The sequence below is a fragment of the Xenorhabdus sp. KK7.4 genome, from assembly GCF_963876465.1.
Lineage (GTDB): Bacteria > Pseudomonadota > Gammaproteobacteria > Enterobacterales > Enterobacteriaceae > Xenorhabdus > Xenorhabdus stockiae.
The window spans coordinates 375,804-392,632 of the sequence record NZ_CAWNQF010000001.1 but is presented as its reverse complement, the minus strand read 5'-3'; the positions used below and the strand labels follow the sequence as shown (position 1 = coordinate 392,632).

The window sequence follows — 16,829 nt, the reverse complement described above, 5'->3', positions numbered from 1 at the left end:
AAGCAAAATAGCTGCACAACAAGGAACGCAAATGAAAAAATTGCTATCTCTTTTTATCGCTATGAATCTGGTAGGTTTCAGTACTTCAGGCTACGCAGAAGACCTGTTACAAATTTATAAACAGGCGAAAGAAACTAACCCTGAGTTGCTTAAGGCGCTGGCTGATCGCAATTCGGTTTTTGAAGGGATTGATGTAGCCCGCAGCCCTTTGTTACCTCAATTAAGCCTGAATGCGGGAGCCAGCTATACTAAAGCTTTTCGCAACGGTAAACGGGAAACTCATGGTACCAACGCAGCCTTATCGCTGAAACAGAGCATTTTTGATATGTCCTTCTGGAGTAAGCTGAATCAGGCAGAAAAGAAAGCAGGGATTGCCGATATCAGCTATCAGGCAGCCCAGCAGAAATTAATTCTGGATACCGCCAATGCTTATTTTGATGTCCTGAGCAAAATTGATGCTCTGACCTATAGCGAAGCTCAGAAATCCTCACTCTACCGGCAACTGGATCAGACAACCCAGCGCTTCAATGTGGGGCTGGCCGCCATTACTGACGTCCAGAACGCCCGGGCCCAATATGATTCTATTCTGGCACAGGAAGTTTATGACCGTAATGAGCTGGATAACTCACTGGAAAAATTGCGCCTGATTACCGGTGTTTATTACCCACAGCTGGCTTCATTGAACATTGATCACTTCAAGACAAGTAAGCCAAAACCAGCTGAAGACTTGCTGAAAGAAGCCGAAACCCGCAATCTCAACCTGTTATCTGCACGCTTGATGCAAGATTTGAAACGTGAACAGATCAAAGATGCTCAGACTGGTTATATGCCAACTCTCGGGTTGTCAGCCAGTACAGGAGTTGAGAATGATCACACGCGTCATGGCATTCCCGGTGAAAGTAACAACCAGTATAAAGGCAACAATTCTGTTAGTGTCTCATTCAGCCTGCCACTTTACAGCGGCGGTGCAACCAGCTCTCAGGTAGAACAGGCTAAATATGATTTCCTCTCCAGCAGTCAGGATTTGGAAAATACTTACCGCAAGGTTATTCAGGATGTTCGTTCTTCCTCCAATGATATTGCAGCTTCTATCAGTAGCATTGAAGCAAACAAACAAGCCGTGCTTTCCGCAGAAAGCTCACTGCACTCAATGGAAGCCGGTTATCAGGTAGGAACCCGTACTATCGTTGACGTGCTGGACTCAACCACCAAACTGTATCAGGCCAAAAAGAATCTTTCGCAAGCACGTTATAAGTACCTGATAAGTCTACTGGTTAATCAGCAATCCCGTGGTACTTTGAACGAAGACGATCTGGCTGCACTGAATAATATACTGGGAACACAGGTTTCAACCTCTGCCAGCAATATTATTAAAGAGATGAAAACACCATCAATTCGCTGAATTAACGCGCTATCGTTTTAGATTAAAAAACGTTATATTAAACGCGCTATACTCAATAAACAGCCCGCCGTTGTGTGGGCTATTTTTAATAGAGCCTAATATACCCTATGGATTTCGAGTTGAATCGCAGCGGCAAAGGAGCAAGTCCCCTGAGCATAGATAACTATGTGACTGGGGTGAGCGAATGCAGCCAACAAAGAGGCCATTTGAAAGACGACGGGTATAAGCCATCCCATTGTGAGTCACTGGTGGGATTAGCTCTTAATCTAATCTGATACCTTTAAGATGGATGCTCCCTATGACAATGAAACGGACAAAAGAGATTAACCGCGATAGTTTCCGCAAATCGTGGAAACAATATCGTCTGGCACCTGTGGCACTCGCTGTCAGTGCTGTTTTCATGCTTTCTGCCTGTGAACAGAACGATGAAACGGTATCGCTTTATACCAATGCCGATGAGTGTTCCAAGGCAAATCCTTCTCAAAGTGAACAATGTACCATTGCTTATAACAACGCCCTGAAAGAAGCAGAGAAAACTGCACCAAAATATGCGACCCGTGAAGACTGCGTGGCGGAATTTGGTGAACAGCAGTGTACTCAGGCTCCTGCACAGGCAGGTGTCGGCACTCAGGCACAAAGCAGTAGCGGAAGCTTCTGGATGCCTTTGATGGCGGGTTATATGATGGGGCACCTGATGGGTAACCGGTCTGCGCCTTCGCAACCGCTGTTCTCATCAAAATCAGCCAGCAGCCCGGCTAATGGTAAATTTGTTGACGCTACAGGTAAAAGTTATGGCCCGGCTACCGCTGGCGGTCGTAGCATGTCTGTACCAAAAACCGCAATGGCACCAAAACCGGCAACCACAACGACAATTACGCGTGGTGGGTTCGGTGATTCGGTGGCAAAACAATCCAGTATGCAGCGTTCATCTGCTGGCTCAAGTTCCAGTTCTTCCCGTTCAATGGGCGGCTAAGTCAAAGTGAGTATTAAGTAAAGATGAAACGCATTAGTATTACTGAGCGCCCGGACTGGCGCGAAAAAGCAACAGAATATGGCTTCAATTTCCATACCATGTATGACCAGCCTTACTGGAGTGAAGAAGCCTATTATCAGTTCAGTCTGGGTCAGATTGAAGAAATTGAAGATGCTACTGCAGAGCTGCATCAGATGTGTTTGCAGGTTGTGGAAAAAGTCGTCAATAGTGAAGAGCTGCTGACAAAATTCCAGATCCCTAAGCATTGCTGGGAGTTTGTCCGCTCTTCATGGGTAACCAGCCAGCCTTCACTCTATTCCCGTCTGGATTTTGCCTACGATGGTCAGAATCCACCAAAACTGCTGGAAAATAATGCCGATACCCCGACATCCCTGTATGAGTCGGCATTCTTCCAGTGGATCTGGCTGGAAGATCAGGTCAATGCTGGTAATCTGCCGTCGAATGCAGACCAATTTAACAGCCTACAGGAAAAGCTGATCGAACGTTTTGCGCAATTACGCGAAAAACACGGGTTTGGCCTGCTGCATATGGCATGTTGTCAGGACAGTGAAGAAGACCGTGGCACAATCCAGTATTTGCAGGATTGTGCTTCAGAAGCCGGTATTCCGACAGAATTCCTGTTTATTGAAGATATCGGTCTGGGTGAAAAGGGGCAATTTACAGATTTACAGGATCAGGTGATCGGTAATCTGTTTAAGCTGTATCCGTGGGAATTCATGCTGCGTGAAATTTTCTCGACCAAACTGGCTGATGCTGGAGTCCGTTGGCTTGAACCAGCATGGAAGAGTATTATTTCCAACAAAGCATTATTGCCGATGCTATGGAAAATGTTCCCGAATCATCCTAATTTGTTGCCTGCTTATTTTGCTGATGAACGTCCGGCAGACATGGACAGCTACGTGATTAAGCCTTTATTTTCACGTGAAGGGGCCAATATCCGTATTATCGAGAATGGCCGGGAAATAGCCAGTGCAGATGGCCCTTATGGTGAAGAAGGCATGATTGTTCAGCAGTTCCATGCCCTGCCTAAATTCGGCGATAACCATGCGCTGGTAGGAAGCTGGTTAGTGAACGATCAGGCTGCGGGTATCTGTATCCGCGAAGACCGGGAATTAATCACACAGGATCTGTCCCGCTTCTATCCGCATATCATTCTGGATTAATTCAGTCATATCTAATCGATGTTGAATTACATGGCATTAGCGAACAGGTAGTAAACCCCCAGGAACATAGATAACTATGTGACTGGGGTGGGCAAGCGTAGCTAATAAAGTGCCCGTTCGAAAGATGAAGGGTATTACCCTAATTGGATTGTCAGCATACTTAAAGAGCCATCTTCAATCCCTTCAACAGGCGTTGAAATTGGCTCTTCTTTATCCCATGTTCCCAGTACATAGAAAAGTGGCATAAAGTGTTCAGGTGTCGGGTGGGATAATTTACCATCTTCCCTGTCCAAAGCCTGAAGTAACGGGTGTGGCTCTTCAATGCTAGTCAGGTTTTCACGGACAAACTGCTCAAAAGAGAGTGCCCACGGGTAAGGCTCTGCGCCCAGCTCTTCGGCTGGCAGGTTATGCACGACATTCCCGCTGCCGATGATCATAACGCCTTCATCCCGTAACATAGATAGTTTTCTACCTATATCATAATAGAAAGCAGTCGACTGATTACGATCTATGCTCAGCTGGACCACCGGAATATCCGCATCAGGGTACATTTTAGCTAATATTCCCCAGGAGCCATGATCCAATCCCCATTCGTCAAAATCAGTTTCGACCTCAATCGGCTCAAGAATATCCTGTACCAAAACAGCCAGTTCAGGAAAACCTCTCGCTGGATACTGTTTTTCATGCAATTCACGGGGAAAATTACCAAAATCGTGGATAGTTCTGGGCTGAGACATTGCCGTCACAGCAGTACCATCTATATACCAATGCGCAGAAATTACCAGAATGGCTCTTGGTCTGGGGAGTTTTTGCCCTAATTCAAACCAGGCTCGTGAATAACAATTATCTTCAATGGCATTCATTGGACTACCGTGACCAATGAACAAGGCGGGCATTCTCAGGAGACTCATTCTCGTCCCTCATACAGCAAATCAAACATGGTGGATTATGGATAGCGACAAAAAAATTATGGCAAGATTATGATGTTTCTTCCCTGAATATGACCAATCAAAAAATGATGGGGTACTTTAAAAATACTGAAAGGCCACAGGGTGTGGACTGCGGCCTTATAAGCGTACATGCGATAAGAACTGATATATTCTATCCTGTTCGGCCTTTTATTCCGAACTTTTTTTACCCATCATGACTCGGAATGTAGTTTTATCAGCTACAAATTGAGAACCATGAGATATTCCATGCTAATGGAGGACGATATCAGTAGAAGAAAACCACCGAACTGAATCAGCCAACAGCTTTTTCCATTTTAATGCGATACTCAACCAAATCTTCAATTGTGACCACTGGCATATCGTGCTGTTGAGCAAATTCAATAACCTCAGGTGCTCTGGCCATGGAGCCATCATCATTCGTCAGCTCACACAACACACCCGCTGGTTTGAAGCCTGCAAGTTTGACCAAATCAATCGTTGCTTCTGTATGACCACGGCGGGTTAAAACCCCCCCGTTCTGCGCCCGCAGAGGAAAAACATGCCCCGGACGATTCAGATCATCCGGCTGCGCGCCATCTACAATAGCCGCACGAATGGTTGTAATACGATCTGCGGCAGATACGCCTGTTGTCACTCCCTGTGCAGCTTCAATCGTAATAGTAAAAGCCGTCTGATACTGGCTTGAATTGTTTTCCACCATCATAGGCAACTGTAATTGCCGACGGCGCTCATCTGTCATGCAGAGACATACAATTCCGCTGCCATGACGAATGGTTAATGCCATTTGTTCCACAGTCATGGTTTCGGCGGCGAAAATCATATCACCTTCATTTTCACGATTTTCATCATCCAGTACCATTACCCCACCGCCTGCACGTAAAGCCGCGATAGCGCGTTCAACACGTTGGAATGGAGTGCCATAGGAAGAAAGTAGCGTCTGATTCATGGTAAAAAAACCTCTTTTAAGTATATGGGTTACCAGAATCAGGGCGATTTTGAGGAGTTGATATTGCTTAAAAATGAAGCAAAAAAACAACAGACGAGCGCAAGCGCCCGATTGATGCTGTTATTCTCTCCCATCCGGACTATAACCGTCGGCTCCAGAGTCACACTGGATCTGCTGACCTCTATTTATATCCCGATTGGTTGTATTTTTAACAACAACGAGATAACAACAAACAGAGCGCTCGCGGGCTTCATGAAATCACCAGAAGATAATTTCATTTTACCGCCGGTAGGGACTTTCACCCTGCCCTGAGATAAGCCATTCGACTATAACGTTAATGCTTCATCAGGGCAATTAGTAAAAACCAAATATAAAACCTGCCTCTCAATCATTTGTGCTTTCGCCAGCAGGTATTAAAATAGCGACAACATTATTTTTATTAATAACAGCCCGGTGATTGAACTGACGCTGTCAGTAAAAGGATACCCATTATGCTCGATCCGAAAAAAATTGAACAAATTGCCCGCCAAATCCACAATGCGATGCCGAAAGGCGTAAAAGAGTTTGGTGATGATATAGAGAAAAAATTGCGCACGGTATTGCAATCTCAGTTGAGCAAGCTGGATCTCGTCAACCGTGAGGAATTTGATGTTCAGACTCAGGTTTTGTTGCGTACCCGTGAAAAACTGATCAGTATGGAACAGCGCCTGAACGAACTGGAAGCACGTTTCGAAGCCCCAAAAACAGCGATTGATGCCGAAGAGAGTCATGGCGAAAAGAAAGCTGATTAATACATAAGGAGAATTGCAACAAAATACAATTCTCCCAATCATTCAGGCTATGCCGTTGATGTCACCCGTGAAATTACGAAAAAAACATAACGGCATTATGGCTCAGATACAATTACTGACTTTTTATCGCCTTAATAATATTGGTCGTTGAGATCCCGTCTTCAAAATTCAGCACCTGCACTTCACCACCAGCGGCCCAGACTTCCTCACTGCCAGCGATCTCTTCAAGCTTATAATCCCCGCCCTTGACCAGAATATCAGGCAAAATACCAGCAATCAGGCGCTGCGGTGTATCTTCTTCAAATGCAACAACCCAGTCCACTGACTCCAGTGCAGACAGTACAATCATTCGCTGTTCCAGCGGATTAACAGGTCGCGTTTCACCTTTCAGGCGTCTGGTTGAGGCATCACTGTTAACTGCAACAATTAGGCGATCGCCCAGTTTACGGGCATTGGATAAATAAGAAACATGCCCCGCATGGAGAATATCGAAACAGCCGTTCGTCATCACGATGCGTTCACCGCGCTGACGCGCCTGTTCAACGACTTCTTTCAGACGTGATTCATTCATCACACCAAAGCCTGTTTCTGCACGTCCACGCACAGCATTTTCCAATTCCACAGTGGAAACAGTGGAGGTACCCAGTTTACCGACTACCACTCCCGCAGCCGCATTAGCCAGATAACAGGCTTCAGCCAGTGGCTTACCGGCTGCAATTGCCGTTGCCAGAACACCAATTACCGTGTCACCGGCGCCCGTTACATCAAAAACTTCCTGCGCCTGCGTTGGCAGATGTAAAGGAGGCTGCCCGACACGCAGCAGACTCATGCCACGCTCTGAACGGGTGATTAACAGCGCTTTCAGTTCCAGATCCTGTACCAGCTGCGTACCTTTGCGCACCAGTTCATCATCATCTTTACAATGACCAACCACAGCTTCAAATTCTGACATATTCGGAGTCAGCAGGGTTGCGCCACGATAACGCTCAAAGTCGTGGCCTTTAGGGTCAATCAGAACTGGGACACCAGCATCATTTGCCAGCTTAATCATTGCCTGAACCTGACTCAGCGCGCCTTTAGCATAATCGGACAATACCAGTGCGCCGATATTTGGCAGAGCTTGCTGAATTTTCTCCAGCATTGGCTGAGCATCTACGTTCTGGAAGCCTTCTTCGAAATCCAGACGGATCAGTTGCTGATTACGGGAAAGAATACGTAATTTCGTAATAGTCGGATGGGTTGAAACGGAAACAAAGTCACACCGGACTTTCACGCTGCTCAGTTTTTCGCTTAATGCACGGGCGGCATCATCAATACCCGTTAACCCGATTAAATGTGAATTAGCGCCCAATGATGCAATATTCATAGCAACGTTAGCTGCTCCGCCCGGACGCTCTTCGATGGTGTCAACTTTAACAACAGGAACCGGCGCTTCCGGTGAAATGCGGCTGGTTGGGCCGTACCAATAGCGATCTAACATGACATCGCCAACAACCAAAACACCTGCACGGTGAAAATCAGGGAGTGCTACGTTCATCCCATGCTCCAAATATCAGAATAAATTGTGGCGGATATTACCATAACCAGCCAGAATGCCAGAAAGAACCCTCAGAAAAAGCCAGACTCACTGTGCTTTATCTCCAAGCCATTTCTGCCAGCTATTGTGTACGAGTGCTTTCTGTTCGATGAACCGTTCAGCAGGCACATGGCTGGATAGTGCCTGTAAAGCAAGTTGGTGCAGTTCATTACGCAGAGTGATATAAGCCTGTGTCAGTGCACTTGCTTCCTCCTCGTCCATAATATTGTATTCAGCCATTAACTCAAAAATGCGGACATTATCAGACCAGCGGGTCAGTTTGGCGTTTTCAGGGGCGTAACGCAGTACCTGATATTGGGCGATAAATTCAATGTCTGTGATCCCTCCGGGATCAGCTTTAATATCAAACTGACCATGTTGATGGCTTCCCAAATGCCGATACATTTTTTCCCGCATTTCACGTACTTGTTGGCGCAACAGTTCAGGCTCCCGTGGCATACATAGCGTTTCACCGCGAATACGCTCAAAATCGCTCCGCATTTTTTCATCACCAAATACCATCCGGGCACGAATCAACGCCTGATGTTCCCACGTCCATGCCTCTTTTTTCTGATATTCATCAAAGGCTTCAAGAGTACTGACCAACATGCCTGATTCGCCGGACGGACGCAGTCGGGCATCCACTTCATACAACACCCCTGAAGCTGTTCGGGTACTGAATAAATGAAGGATCCGCTGGGCCAGACGCAAATAGAACTGGCGGGCATCAATGGAACGATCGCCATCAGTCATTACCCCAATCGGGCAATCCAGTAAAAACACCAGATCCAAATCAGAACCATAACCCAGTTCCCATCCACCTAATTTGCCATAACCCAGAATGGCAAAACCAAGCCCCTGACGTTGTGATAAATGAGTTGGTGTACCGAAACGTTTTACCATCTGGTTCCACGCCAGATGCACCACCGAGCCGATAATCGCTTCAGCCAGATAAGTCAGATGATCGCTGACTTTCATAACCGGCAGGGCACCCGCGATATCCTCTGCGGCTATCCGAAATAGTTGCGCCTGTTTGAACTGCCTCAATGCTTCCAGTAACTGCTCTTCATCATCTTCGGGAATACGCAATAAGTATTGATACAGCTCATCCCGGTACGCCTCCAACGGTAATGGCTTATACAATGAAGTCGGATCGAGTAATTCATCCAGTAATAGAGGGTGATGACTAAGCTGGCAGGCAATCATCGGAGAAGCGGCACACAGACGAATAACGTGGGTCATCACCTGTTCTGACTCCAGAATCAGCTCCAGATATGTTGTCCGGCTAACAATACTCAGCAATAAGGGAATAACCCGCTCCAATACGGTATTGGTGTCTTCTCTTGCCACAATCTTTGCCAGCAGACGAGGCATCAGATGATCCAGCACATCACGTCCCCGCGGGCCAATGGTGCGCTTACTGATATCGTTACGTAGAGATACCATCGTCTCGAGCATTTTTTGGGCTTCAGGTTCACTGAGATGAGGAACAAGTGCCATCAGTTCGTCTCTGTTCAGGTATTCCAGCCATAGGCTCTTAAACGGCACATGAGCGGAGACTTCACCATTACCCTCAGTTTCATCACCGATCAGCTGCTGAAAAATATCCCGCACAACCAGCATATTTTTTTCTGTTTCTGCTGTTAGATGATCCCAGTCAGAAAATCCCATTCCCCAGCATAAACGGGCACGATCCAGTTCATTCTCCGGTAACGTCTGGGTTTGTTGATCACGAATGGATTGCAGTAAATTCTCAAGCCGACGTAAGAACAGGTAACTTTCTTTGAGTTGCCTGACCTGCTCCTGAGTCAATAATGCCAATGTTTCAATGGCTTCCAGTGCCCGTAATAATGAGCGGGATTGCAGGATTGGCTCCCGGCCTCCGCGGATCAACTGAAATACCTGCGTGATAAATTCAATTTCCCGAATTCCACCAGCTCCCAATTTAATATTGTCTTTTAAACCACGCCGACGAACTTCCCGTTCAATCATATTCTTCATGTTGCGTAACGACTGGATCACACTGAAATCGATATAACGGCGATAAATAAATGGCCTTAACATCTGACGTAATTCGTTACAGTAAGCCTGATCATCATGCCCCAGAATCCGCGCCTTGATTAACGCATAACGCTCCCAGTCCCGCCCCTGTTCCTGATAATAATCCTCCAGCGCCGGGAAGCTGAATACCAGCGGCCCGCTATCACCAAACGGACGTAATCGCATATCAACACGATAAACAAAACCATCGATCGTCTGCTGATCCAATACCTTGATCAGTTTTTGCCCCAGCCGGGTAAAAAACTGTGCATTATCCATTTCACGGCGACCACCTCGTGTCACACCGTTTTCCGGATAGGCAAAAATCAGATCAATGTCAGAAGAGAAATTAAGTTCTCCTCCACCCAGTTTACCCATACCGAGAATCAATAGTGGCTGTGCAACACCAGCCTGATCCGTGGGAGTTCCCCAACTCTGACAGCAATGACGGTACAACCAGTCACGGGCAGCAATAATCAGCGTTTCCGCCAGTACACTCAATTGTTGCAATGTCTGCTCTGTTGTACTGCTATGCAGAGCCTGTGACCATGCAATTCTCACCAACATTCTGTTGCGGAAAAGGCGTAAAGCCCGCATGAGGGTATTTTCGTCATTGGCTGAAGATAAAGCCTGATTCAGCCATTCAGCCAGCCATGTAGAATAGTATTTCCACTCATCAGGCTGCGGAGGATCCTGACGGATCTCATCCAGCCATTCCGTGCGAGTCAGTAGATTTTCTGCTACAAAGTCACTTATCGCCAACACCGCCTGTTCATGAGGTGCAAAGTTATCTGAGATTGCCTCTGATTGCCGGAATGATGGCTGAAAGTGCATCACCATATGCTTTAATTGATGAGTTAAAACGGATGAAAGTGGCAGCATAGTCAGGTTCCATTGTTTATGGTAATTGGGTCATCAACCACTGAGTCAGAGCCAGTTTACATTGCAGCCATTTAGCGTTGTAACACAGGTTCTCTGCACCAGTCTCTGCATCGGCCTTAGAAAGGCTCTCTTCTAATTCAGACAATAAACCCAGTGCCGGAGCTGTTCCGCCTTGTTTTTCAACCACCAGCCCTGCCCGTTTTAAAACTTTCTCTAAGCCTGCTTTTCCTGCATTGATCCCTGCCAGCCATCCTTCCTCTTGTTCCTGCCACTGTTGCAGGATATCTGTCAGAAGAACAGATAACGGTTGCTGCCATTCCGGCGTTTCAGAGATCTCCGCTTCCATACCAGCCAAGTTAATGGACGAGATTTCTCTGACAAGCGCATAACCCCGTGCCGCTTTGCTACTGTTTGCCAGTCGTAATCCCCCCTGAACCGCCAGCTCTTCAGCTAATGACAGCACATCAGACACCTGCCCGGATTTCAGCTCCAGTTCAAATTCACAAATAGGCGAGGTTTTCTCTCCGGCACGGATTTCTCCCTTATCCAGAACCACTTCGATTTCACTCTGTCCATAGTTCACCAGCCATTTTTCACGAGAAAAATCCGTGCTGAACAGATCCGTCAACGCAGCCTGCAATTGAGTAATATCGGTATTTTCAGGCCAGATATCAGCAGGAAACAGGGCTAAATTCAGTTTTGGCTGATGAAGAGGAACGTTGAATTCTGGTCTCTGATGCAAACCACCAATGACCCGCCCGGCTGTTTTAATCGTCATTTCATACTGTTGGTCAAAACCACGAATACGCAGCCCCATATCCCAGCGGCGCAGCTGGTTATCCGGTGTTTCAAAGTAAATATTGGTCAAATGTTGTGGTGAGGTGTAATGATTAGGAAGCTGGAATAATCGGTCGCGTACTGTCGATATCGTTTCGGGTTTTACTGACAGTTTCAACTCTACTTCTACAGAACGCATATCTATCTCTCTCTCGGTTCATACTGCGCGGATCGTTTTTCATCCTGACCACGGTTTTTTCAGGGAAATTCTTCAGAGAAGTTTTTCAGAATATGAAAAATAAACCACAATAGCCTGTTCTCTCAACAATGATTGTGCTACTCCATCAAAAAAACCCTAACAATATCGATATTCGGTCAGTTGATTGAACATTCATTCTGGTTTACTGATTGCACCCACAAACTTAACTCTTTACTATCAGCCTGAGTAGTTTGAAAAATTGGATAGCTTGAATCACGTTAATCACATACACCAAAACAGTTGACAACAGAATGCAGAAACTACATCGATTACTTATTTTATTACTTGGTTTTACACTTCCGTTATCCGTGCATGCTGAAGAAAAACGTTATGTTTCCGATGAACTATCAGCCTACATTCGTAGCGGCCCAAGTAATCAGAACCGCATCACGGGTTCATTGAATGCGGGTTCAGAAGTCATTCTGGTGAATCCTAAATCAGAGAATGGCTACTCGCAGATAAAAGACAGCAAAGGGCGTACAAGCTGGATCTTATCCAGTGAACTCAGCGCTATTCCCAGTGTGCACGAGCGTATTCCCGCTATGGAACAGAAAATTAAAACGCTGACTGAGCAATTGGCTAATATTGATAATAGCTGGAATGAACGTACTGCTGAAATGCAGGACAAAGTCGCTGCCAGCGATAGAATCATCAATGATTTAAAAGCCGAGAATACCAAACTCAATAACAAGCTGACTGTCGCTGAGAAAAAAGTAGAAATTGCTAACCTACAGCTCGATGATAAACAAAGAGAAATCATTTTGCAGTGGTTCATGTATGGCGGAGCTGTCGCTGGTATCGGCCTGCTGTTGGGGCTTGTTCTGCCGCATATCATTCCGCGTCGGAAACGCAAAGATCGCTGGATGAGCTGATTTTAAAACGCCGGTTTTAAGGATGCAGTGTTCAGGAATATCGATTCAAGAACATAGTCTTAAGGATATAGCTTTAAAGGACACAAGCGTGAAAGTTTACTTGGTTGGCGGAGCCGTTCGTGATCAACTGTTGAATCTGCCGATTACAGAAAGAGACTGGGTTGTTGTTGGCGGCAGCCCTGAAGAACTCCTGTCACAGGGATATCAACAGGTCGGGAAAGATTTTCCCGTCTTCCTGCATCCTAAGACCCATGAAGAGTATGCTCTGGCACGTACAGAGCGAAAATCCGGTCAGGGATATACCGGATTTACCTGTTATGCCGCTCCTGATGTCACACTAGAGGAAGATCTTTTGCGTCGGGATCTGACTATCAATGCCATCGCACAAACGGCCGAAGGTGAATTGATCGACCCGTATCAGGGCACTGAAGATCTGAAAAACCGCATCCTTCGTCATGTTTCAGCAGCATTTGCAGAAGACCCGCTGCGGGTATTACGTCTGGCTCGCTTTGCAGCCCGTTTTGCTCATTTAGATTTTACCATCGCAACGGAAACGCAGGCGCTGATCACTGAAATGACAGCGAGTGGTGAATTGTCATCCCTAACTCCTGAACGAGTCTGGCGGGAAACGGAAAAAGCACTCGCATCGCAATCCCCACAGGTTTATTTTCAGGTTTTACGCAATTGTGGCGCTCTGGCTGTTCTTTTTCCGGAACTCAATAACCTGTTTGATGCTCCTCTCAAGCACACAGATACTGGTATGAATATGGGCGTTCATTCTCTGAACGTCCTGAAAATGTCTACTTATCTGAGCACTGATATTGATATTCGGTTTGCTTCACTGTGCACTCACATCGAAAGTGAACAGATTAAACAGTTGTGTGAACGGTTACGTATTCCTAATTCTGTACGGGATCTTACCGGCATCGTGGCTCAATATTCCGGTTGGGTACATACAGCTCAACAACTATCGCCAGAAAAAGTGCTGGCGCTGTTCAATGCCATCGATGTATGGCGAAAACCGCAACGCCTTGAGCAGTTAATTATCTGTAGTAAAGCCGATATCTGTGCCTCTACCGGCTCGAAAACACCGCGCTATCCCTCTGAAAACTATTTACGCGGCGCTTTTACTGTTGCTGCTCAAGTCAGTGTTCAGCAAATCATTGCCCGTGGTTTTCAGGGAGCGGAGATTCGCACAGAATTAGAACGGCAACGCCAGCTAGCCATCGCCGACTGGGAACAAAGCCAGCGCTAGCGGGCTCTACGTTCAATCACGACACCCACACTGGTTGCCTGTGCCACAGCGCCGGGCTTACTGACTTTAATTCTGACCCACGGCGAGTGAAACTGATTCAGTAAAATATCCGCCACTTCTTCCGCCACTCGTTCAACGAGAGCAAATCGCTGGTTTTCTACATGCCGGATCACCATTTCACTGACCTGAGAATAATCCAGACAGTGCTCAACATTATCACTGGAAGCTGCGCGTTTATTGTCCCAGCCCATTTCGATATCGAACACCAGTTTTTGCTTAATCGTCTGTTCCCAGTCATATACGCCAATCGTAGTAATAACAGTTAATTCTTTAATAAATACGATATCCATCACGCTGTTTCCCCGTTTTTTAGTTCACCGGATACCACTTCCGACTAAATGTGCGTATTATCCATTGTTATAGTAAAGAAAACGACCCTTATTCATTGGACATTGGAGATATCTTATGAGTGCTATCGCGCTTGGTATGATCATCTTCGCGTATCTATGTGGCTCTATATCCAGCGCGATATTGATCTGTCGTCTGGCAGGATTACCCGATCCTCGCCAGCATGGTTCCGGTAATCCGGGAGCAACAAATGTACTGCGTATCGGCGGAAAAGGTGCCGCATTGGCAGTACTGATCTGCGATGTACTGAAAGGCATGATCCCTGTCTGGCTGGCATATAAACTCAACATTCAACCCTTTTATTTAGGCATTATCGCTATCGCAGCCTGTTTAGGGCATATTTACCCGGTTTTCTTCCATTTCAAAGGCGGTAAAGGTGTTGCCACTGCATTCGGTGCCATCGCTGCCATTGGCTGGGATCTTATGGGGTTAATTGCAGGCACTTGGCTGCTGACCGTATTATTGAGCGGTTACTCCTCATTGGGCGCGATTATCGGTGCGCTGGTTGCACCTTTCTACGTCTGGTGGTTTAAACCTGAATTTACCTTTCCCGTCGCTATGCTTTCATGCCTGATACTTATGCGCCATCACGATAATATTCAGCGTCTCTGGCGAGGACAGGAAAGCCGTATCTGGCATAAGCTGAAAAAGAAAAAAGAAATGACTGAAAAAGAAAAAGTTCAGGCAGAGAAGGAACAGCAGCAACAGGACGATTAACACGAATGTCCCCGCGAGGGGGCTATTCCCTCTTTCCAAATAGCATGGAGAGACAAAATTGTTTGTTCCAAAAGAGATTACTTTTTTCCCGCCACCAGATCCCAATGAAAATCCGTGGGTGCATGGAAAACCTATCGAAGAAGTTATAGAGGTCGTGGATTATGATCCTGAATGGGTCACTCAGTGGCAACAACTTTCTGCTGATATAAAATCTGTACTGGGCAGCACAGTCCTCCGGCTGGAGCATGTTGGCTCAACGTCTGTGCCCCATCTTGCCGCCAAGCCAATCATCGATATCGATCTTATTGTGGAAGATCCCATACAGGAAAAAAAGTATTTGCCAGCACTGGAAAGGCTAGGCTATTACTTAACCGTACGTGAACCCAGCTTTTATCAGCATCGCTGTTTTCGTCTGGCAAAACCAAGAGCCAATCTCCACGTATTTGGCCCTGCCTGCCCTGAACATATCCGCCATATTTTATTCCGCGACTGGCTCAGAAAACACCCTGAAGATCGGGAACGCTATATCTCTGCTAAACTTCAGGCAGCAGATAATGTAACTCACGTTATGGATTACAATCAGAGAAAACATGCGGTTGTGCATGAAATATACATGAAGATATTCAAGCACCAAGGCTTACTGTAGTTCTTAACATTGTAAAACCATTGTGAAGGGGGTTATATGAAAGCACTTGTTTATCACGGAGCCGGAAAAAAACTTTGGGAAGAGAAAGCGCCACCCCAACTCATTGAGCCCACTGATGCTATTGTTCGCATTGTCAAAACCACCATTTGTGGGACAGACCTGCACATCCTCAAAGGAGACGTTCCTACTGTTGAGCAGGGCCGGACACTGGGCCATGAAGGTATTGGTATTGTTGAGTCAATCGGCGATTCTGTCCGTAACCTCAAAGTCGGTGATAAAGTTATCATCTCCTGTATTACCGTCTGTGGTAGTTGCCCCTATTGTAAGCGCCAGCTTTATGCGCACTGCAAAGATGGGGGCTGGATTTTGGGGCATAAAATCGATGGTACGCAGGCAGAAAAAGTACGTATTCCCCACGCTGATAACAGCCTTCATCGCCTGCCGGAGGGTGTTGATGAAGAAGCTGCTTTAATGCTCAGCGACATTCTGCCAACCGGACTTGAAATTGGTGTTATCAATGGCAGGGTTCAGCCGGGCCATACCATCGCCTTAATTGGTGCAGGGCCGGTCGGACTGTCTGCGCTACTGGCATCCCAATTTTACTCTCCGGCACATATCATCATGATAGATACCGATGATAACCGCCTCAGCGTTGCTCAGCAGTTTGGCGCCAACACAATTATCAACCCGACACGGCAAAACGTGGTTGAAACCATCCACAAATTGACTGATGGCATTGGTGTTGACGTTGCTATTGAGTGTGTGGGGATCCCTGCAACTTTCCAGATATGTCAGGATATCATTGCCGCAGGCGGGTTTATTGCCAATGTTGGTGTTCATGGCAAATCCGTCGATTTACATCTGGAAAATCTCTGGATCAAAAATATCACCATTACCACTGGGCTGGTCAATACAAGCAGCACTCCCATGCTGTTGAAAAGCGTTCAATCCGGTAAGATTTCACCGGAAAAATTGGTCACTCACCATTATTCATTGAGTGAAATAGAGACCGCTTATGACATATTTGGGAATGCCGCCAAAGAGAAAGCATTGAAAATCGTCCTGTCAGCATAAATTGATGTAGCAGGAAAAGTTGTCATTCCGCGACTTTTCCTGCTACATGCTGAAACCCACTGAAAAACGGCAGGTAA

The 16,829-nt window shown here is 46.4% G+C and carries 15 protein-coding genes and 1 riboswitch; of the genes, 9 read left to right on the top strand and 6 right to left on the bottom strand.

From position 1 onward, the window contains the following. The first annotated feature begins 31 nt into the window (after positions 1-31). The 3 genes from tolC (at position 32) to AACS90_RS01740 (ending at position 3,559) form a co-directional block, all read left to right on the top strand. The gene (gene tolC / locus AACS90_RS01750; protein WP_099120109.1) at positions 32-1,402 is read left to right on the top strand and encodes an outer membrane channel protein TolC; all 1,371 of its coding nucleotides are present in this window, start codon (positions 32-34) and stop codon (positions 1,400-1,402) included. Positions 1,403-1,706: 304 nt separating this feature from the next. After that, positions 1,707-2,375 (top strand): DUF1190 family protein, encoded by a 669-nt coding sequence (locus AACS90_RS01745; RefSeq protein WP_193757110.1) that lies wholly within the window; start codon positions 1,707-1,709, stop codon positions 2,373-2,375. Positions 2,376-2,398: 23 nt separating this feature from the next. After that, a complete protein-coding gene (locus tag AACS90_RS01740; protein WP_099120107.1) occupies positions 2,399-3,559 on the top strand; it encodes a glutathionylspermidine synthase family protein in 1,161 nt (386 codons plus the stop codon). Positions 3,560-3,693: 134 nt separating this feature from the next. Here AACS90_RS01740 and ygiD read toward each other — a convergent pair whose 3' ends face one another. Next, positions 3,694-4,470 (bottom strand): 4,5-DOPA dioxygenase extradiol, encoded by a 777-nt coding sequence (gene ygiD / locus AACS90_RS01735; protein WP_099120106.1) that lies wholly within the window; start codon positions 4,468-4,470, stop codon positions 3,694-3,696. 331 nt (positions 4,471-4,801) lie between these two features. Continuing rightward, entirely contained in the window at positions 4,802-5,455 is a 654-nt protein-coding gene (gene ribB, locus AACS90_RS01730; RefSeq protein WP_099120105.1) for a 3,4-dihydroxy-2-butanone-4-phosphate synthase, read from the bottom strand. A 118-nt stretch (positions 5,456-5,573) separates the two neighbouring features. Beyond that, positions 5,574-5,774, bottom strand: a riboswitch (FMN riboswitch). A 172-nt stretch (positions 5,775-5,946) separates the two neighbouring features. Here ribB and ubiK point away from each other — a divergent pair. Then, positions 5,947-6,246, top strand: coding sequence for a ubiquinone biosynthesis accessory factor UbiK (gene ubiK / locus AACS90_RS01725; protein ID WP_099120104.1), 300 nt, complete (start codon positions 5,947-5,949; stop codon positions 6,244-6,246). A 112-nt stretch (positions 6,247-6,358) separates the two neighbouring features. Here the strand turns inward: ubiK and hldE are convergent, their stop codons facing one another. The 3 genes from hldE to AACS90_RS01710 form a co-directional block, all read right to left on the bottom strand. Beyond that, positions 6,359-7,783, bottom strand: a complete 1,425-nt coding sequence (gene hldE, locus AACS90_RS01720; protein WP_099120103.1) for a bifunctional D-glycero-beta-D-manno-heptose-7-phosphate kinase/D-glycero-beta-D-manno-heptose 1-phosphate adenylyltransferase HldE — start codon at positions 7,781-7,783, stop codon at positions 6,359-6,361. An 87-nt stretch (positions 7,784-7,870) separates the two neighbouring features. Next, a complete protein-coding gene (glnE, locus tag AACS90_RS01715) occupies positions 7,871-10,744 on the bottom strand; it encodes a bifunctional [glutamate--ammonia ligase]-adenylyl-L-tyrosine phosphorylase/[glutamate--ammonia-ligase] adenylyltransferase (protein WP_099120102.1) in 2,874 nt (957 codons plus the stop codon). A gap of 16 nt (positions 10,745-10,760) precedes the next feature. Then, a complete protein-coding gene (locus tag AACS90_RS01710; protein ID WP_193757101.1) occupies positions 10,761-11,720 on the bottom strand; it encodes a CYTH domain-containing protein in 960 nt (319 codons plus the stop codon). Positions 11,721-12,031: 311 nt separating this feature from the next. Here AACS90_RS01710 and AACS90_RS01705 point away from each other — a divergent pair, with 311 nt between their 5' ends. Next, entirely contained in the window at positions 12,032-12,652 is a 621-nt protein-coding gene (locus AACS90_RS01705; protein WP_099120100.1) for a TIGR04211 family SH3 domain-containing protein, read from the top strand. Positions 12,653-12,740: 88 nt separating this feature from the next. Continuing rightward, entirely contained in the window at positions 12,741-13,907 is a 1,167-nt protein-coding gene (locus AACS90_RS01700; protein WP_099120099.1) for a multifunctional CCA addition/repair protein, read from the top strand. Here AACS90_RS01700 and folB read toward each other — a convergent pair. Then, positions 13,904-14,257: a bifunctional dihydroneopterin aldolase/7,8-dihydroneopterin epimerase gene (folB, locus tag AACS90_RS01695; protein WP_099120098.1), complete on the bottom strand. Its 354-nt coding sequence runs from the start codon at positions 14,255-14,257 to the stop codon at positions 13,904-13,906. The two genes, AACS90_RS01700 and folB, sit on opposite strands and share 4 nt — an antisense overlap. A gap of 115 nt (positions 14,258-14,372) precedes the next feature. Between folB and plsY the strand changes: the two genes are divergently transcribed. The 3 genes from plsY to AACS90_RS01680 are packed head-to-tail and all read left to right on the top strand — an operon-like array spanning position 14,373 to position 16,752. Next, positions 14,373-15,032 carry a glycerol-3-phosphate 1-O-acyltransferase PlsY gene (plsY, locus tag AACS90_RS01690; protein ID WP_099120097.1) on the top strand — a complete coding sequence of 220 codons (660 nt, stop codon included), beginning with the start codon at positions 14,373-14,375 and terminating at the stop codon, positions 15,030-15,032. A gap of 58 nt (positions 15,033-15,090) precedes the next feature. Next, the gene (locus tag AACS90_RS01685; protein ID WP_099120096.1) at positions 15,091-15,678 is read left to right on the top strand and encodes a GrpB family protein; all 588 of its coding nucleotides are present in this window, start codon (positions 15,091-15,093) and stop codon (positions 15,676-15,678) included. A 36-nt stretch (positions 15,679-15,714) separates the two neighbouring features. Further along, on the top strand, positions 15,715-16,752 hold the full coding sequence (locus tag AACS90_RS01680) for a zinc-dependent alcohol dehydrogenase family protein (RefSeq protein WP_099120095.1): 1,038 nt from the start codon (positions 15,715-15,717) through the stop codon (positions 16,750-16,752). Positions 16,753-16,829: the final 77 nt, after the last annotated feature.

Excerpts from the sequence above, each read along its gene's own strand:
- hldE (WP_099120103.1), bottom strand. The coding sequence starts at position 7,783 with ATGAACGTAGCACTCCCTGATTTTCACCGTGCAGGTGTTTTGGTTGTT.
- AACS90_RS01740 (WP_099120107.1), top strand. The coding sequence starts at position 2,399 with ATGAAACGCATTAGTATTACTGAGCGCCCGGACTGGCGCGAAAAAGCA.
- glnE (WP_099120102.1), bottom strand. The coding sequence starts at position 10,744 with ATGCTGCCACTTTCATCCGTTTTAACTCATCAATTAAAGCATATGGTG.
- ygiD (WP_099120106.1), bottom strand. The coding sequence starts at position 4,470 with ATGAGTCTCCTGAGAATGCCCGCCTTGTTCATTGGTCACGGTAGTCCA.
- folB (WP_099120098.1), bottom strand. The coding sequence starts at position 14,257 with ATGGATATCGTATTTATTAAAGAATTAACTGTTATTACTACGATTGGC.
- AACS90_RS01710 (WP_193757101.1), bottom strand. The coding sequence starts at position 11,720 with ATGCGTTCTGTAGAAGTAGAGTTGAAACTGTCAGTAAAACCCGAAACG.
- ribB (WP_099120105.1), bottom strand. The coding sequence starts at position 5,455 with ATGAATCAGACGCTACTTTCTTCCTATGGCACTCCATTCCAACGTGTT.
- AACS90_RS01680 (WP_099120095.1), top strand. The coding sequence starts at position 15,715 with ATGAAAGCACTTGTTTATCACGGAGCCGGAAAAAAACTTTGGGAAGAG.
- tolC (WP_099120109.1), top strand. The coding sequence starts at position 32 with ATGAAAAAATTGCTATCTCTTTTTATCGCTATGAATCTGGTAGGTTTC.
- ubiK (WP_099120104.1), top strand. The coding sequence starts at position 5,947 with ATGCTCGATCCGAAAAAAATTGAACAAATTGCCCGCCAAATCCACAAT.
- AACS90_RS01705 (WP_099120100.1), top strand. The coding sequence starts at position 12,032 with ATGCAGAAACTACATCGATTACTTATTTTATTACTTGGTTTTACACTT.
- AACS90_RS01745 (WP_193757110.1), top strand. The coding sequence starts at position 1,707 with ATGAAACGGACAAAAGAGATTAACCGCGATAGTTTCCGCAAATCGTGG.
- plsY (WP_099120097.1), top strand. The coding sequence starts at position 14,373 with ATGAGTGCTATCGCGCTTGGTATGATCATCTTCGCGTATCTATGTGGC.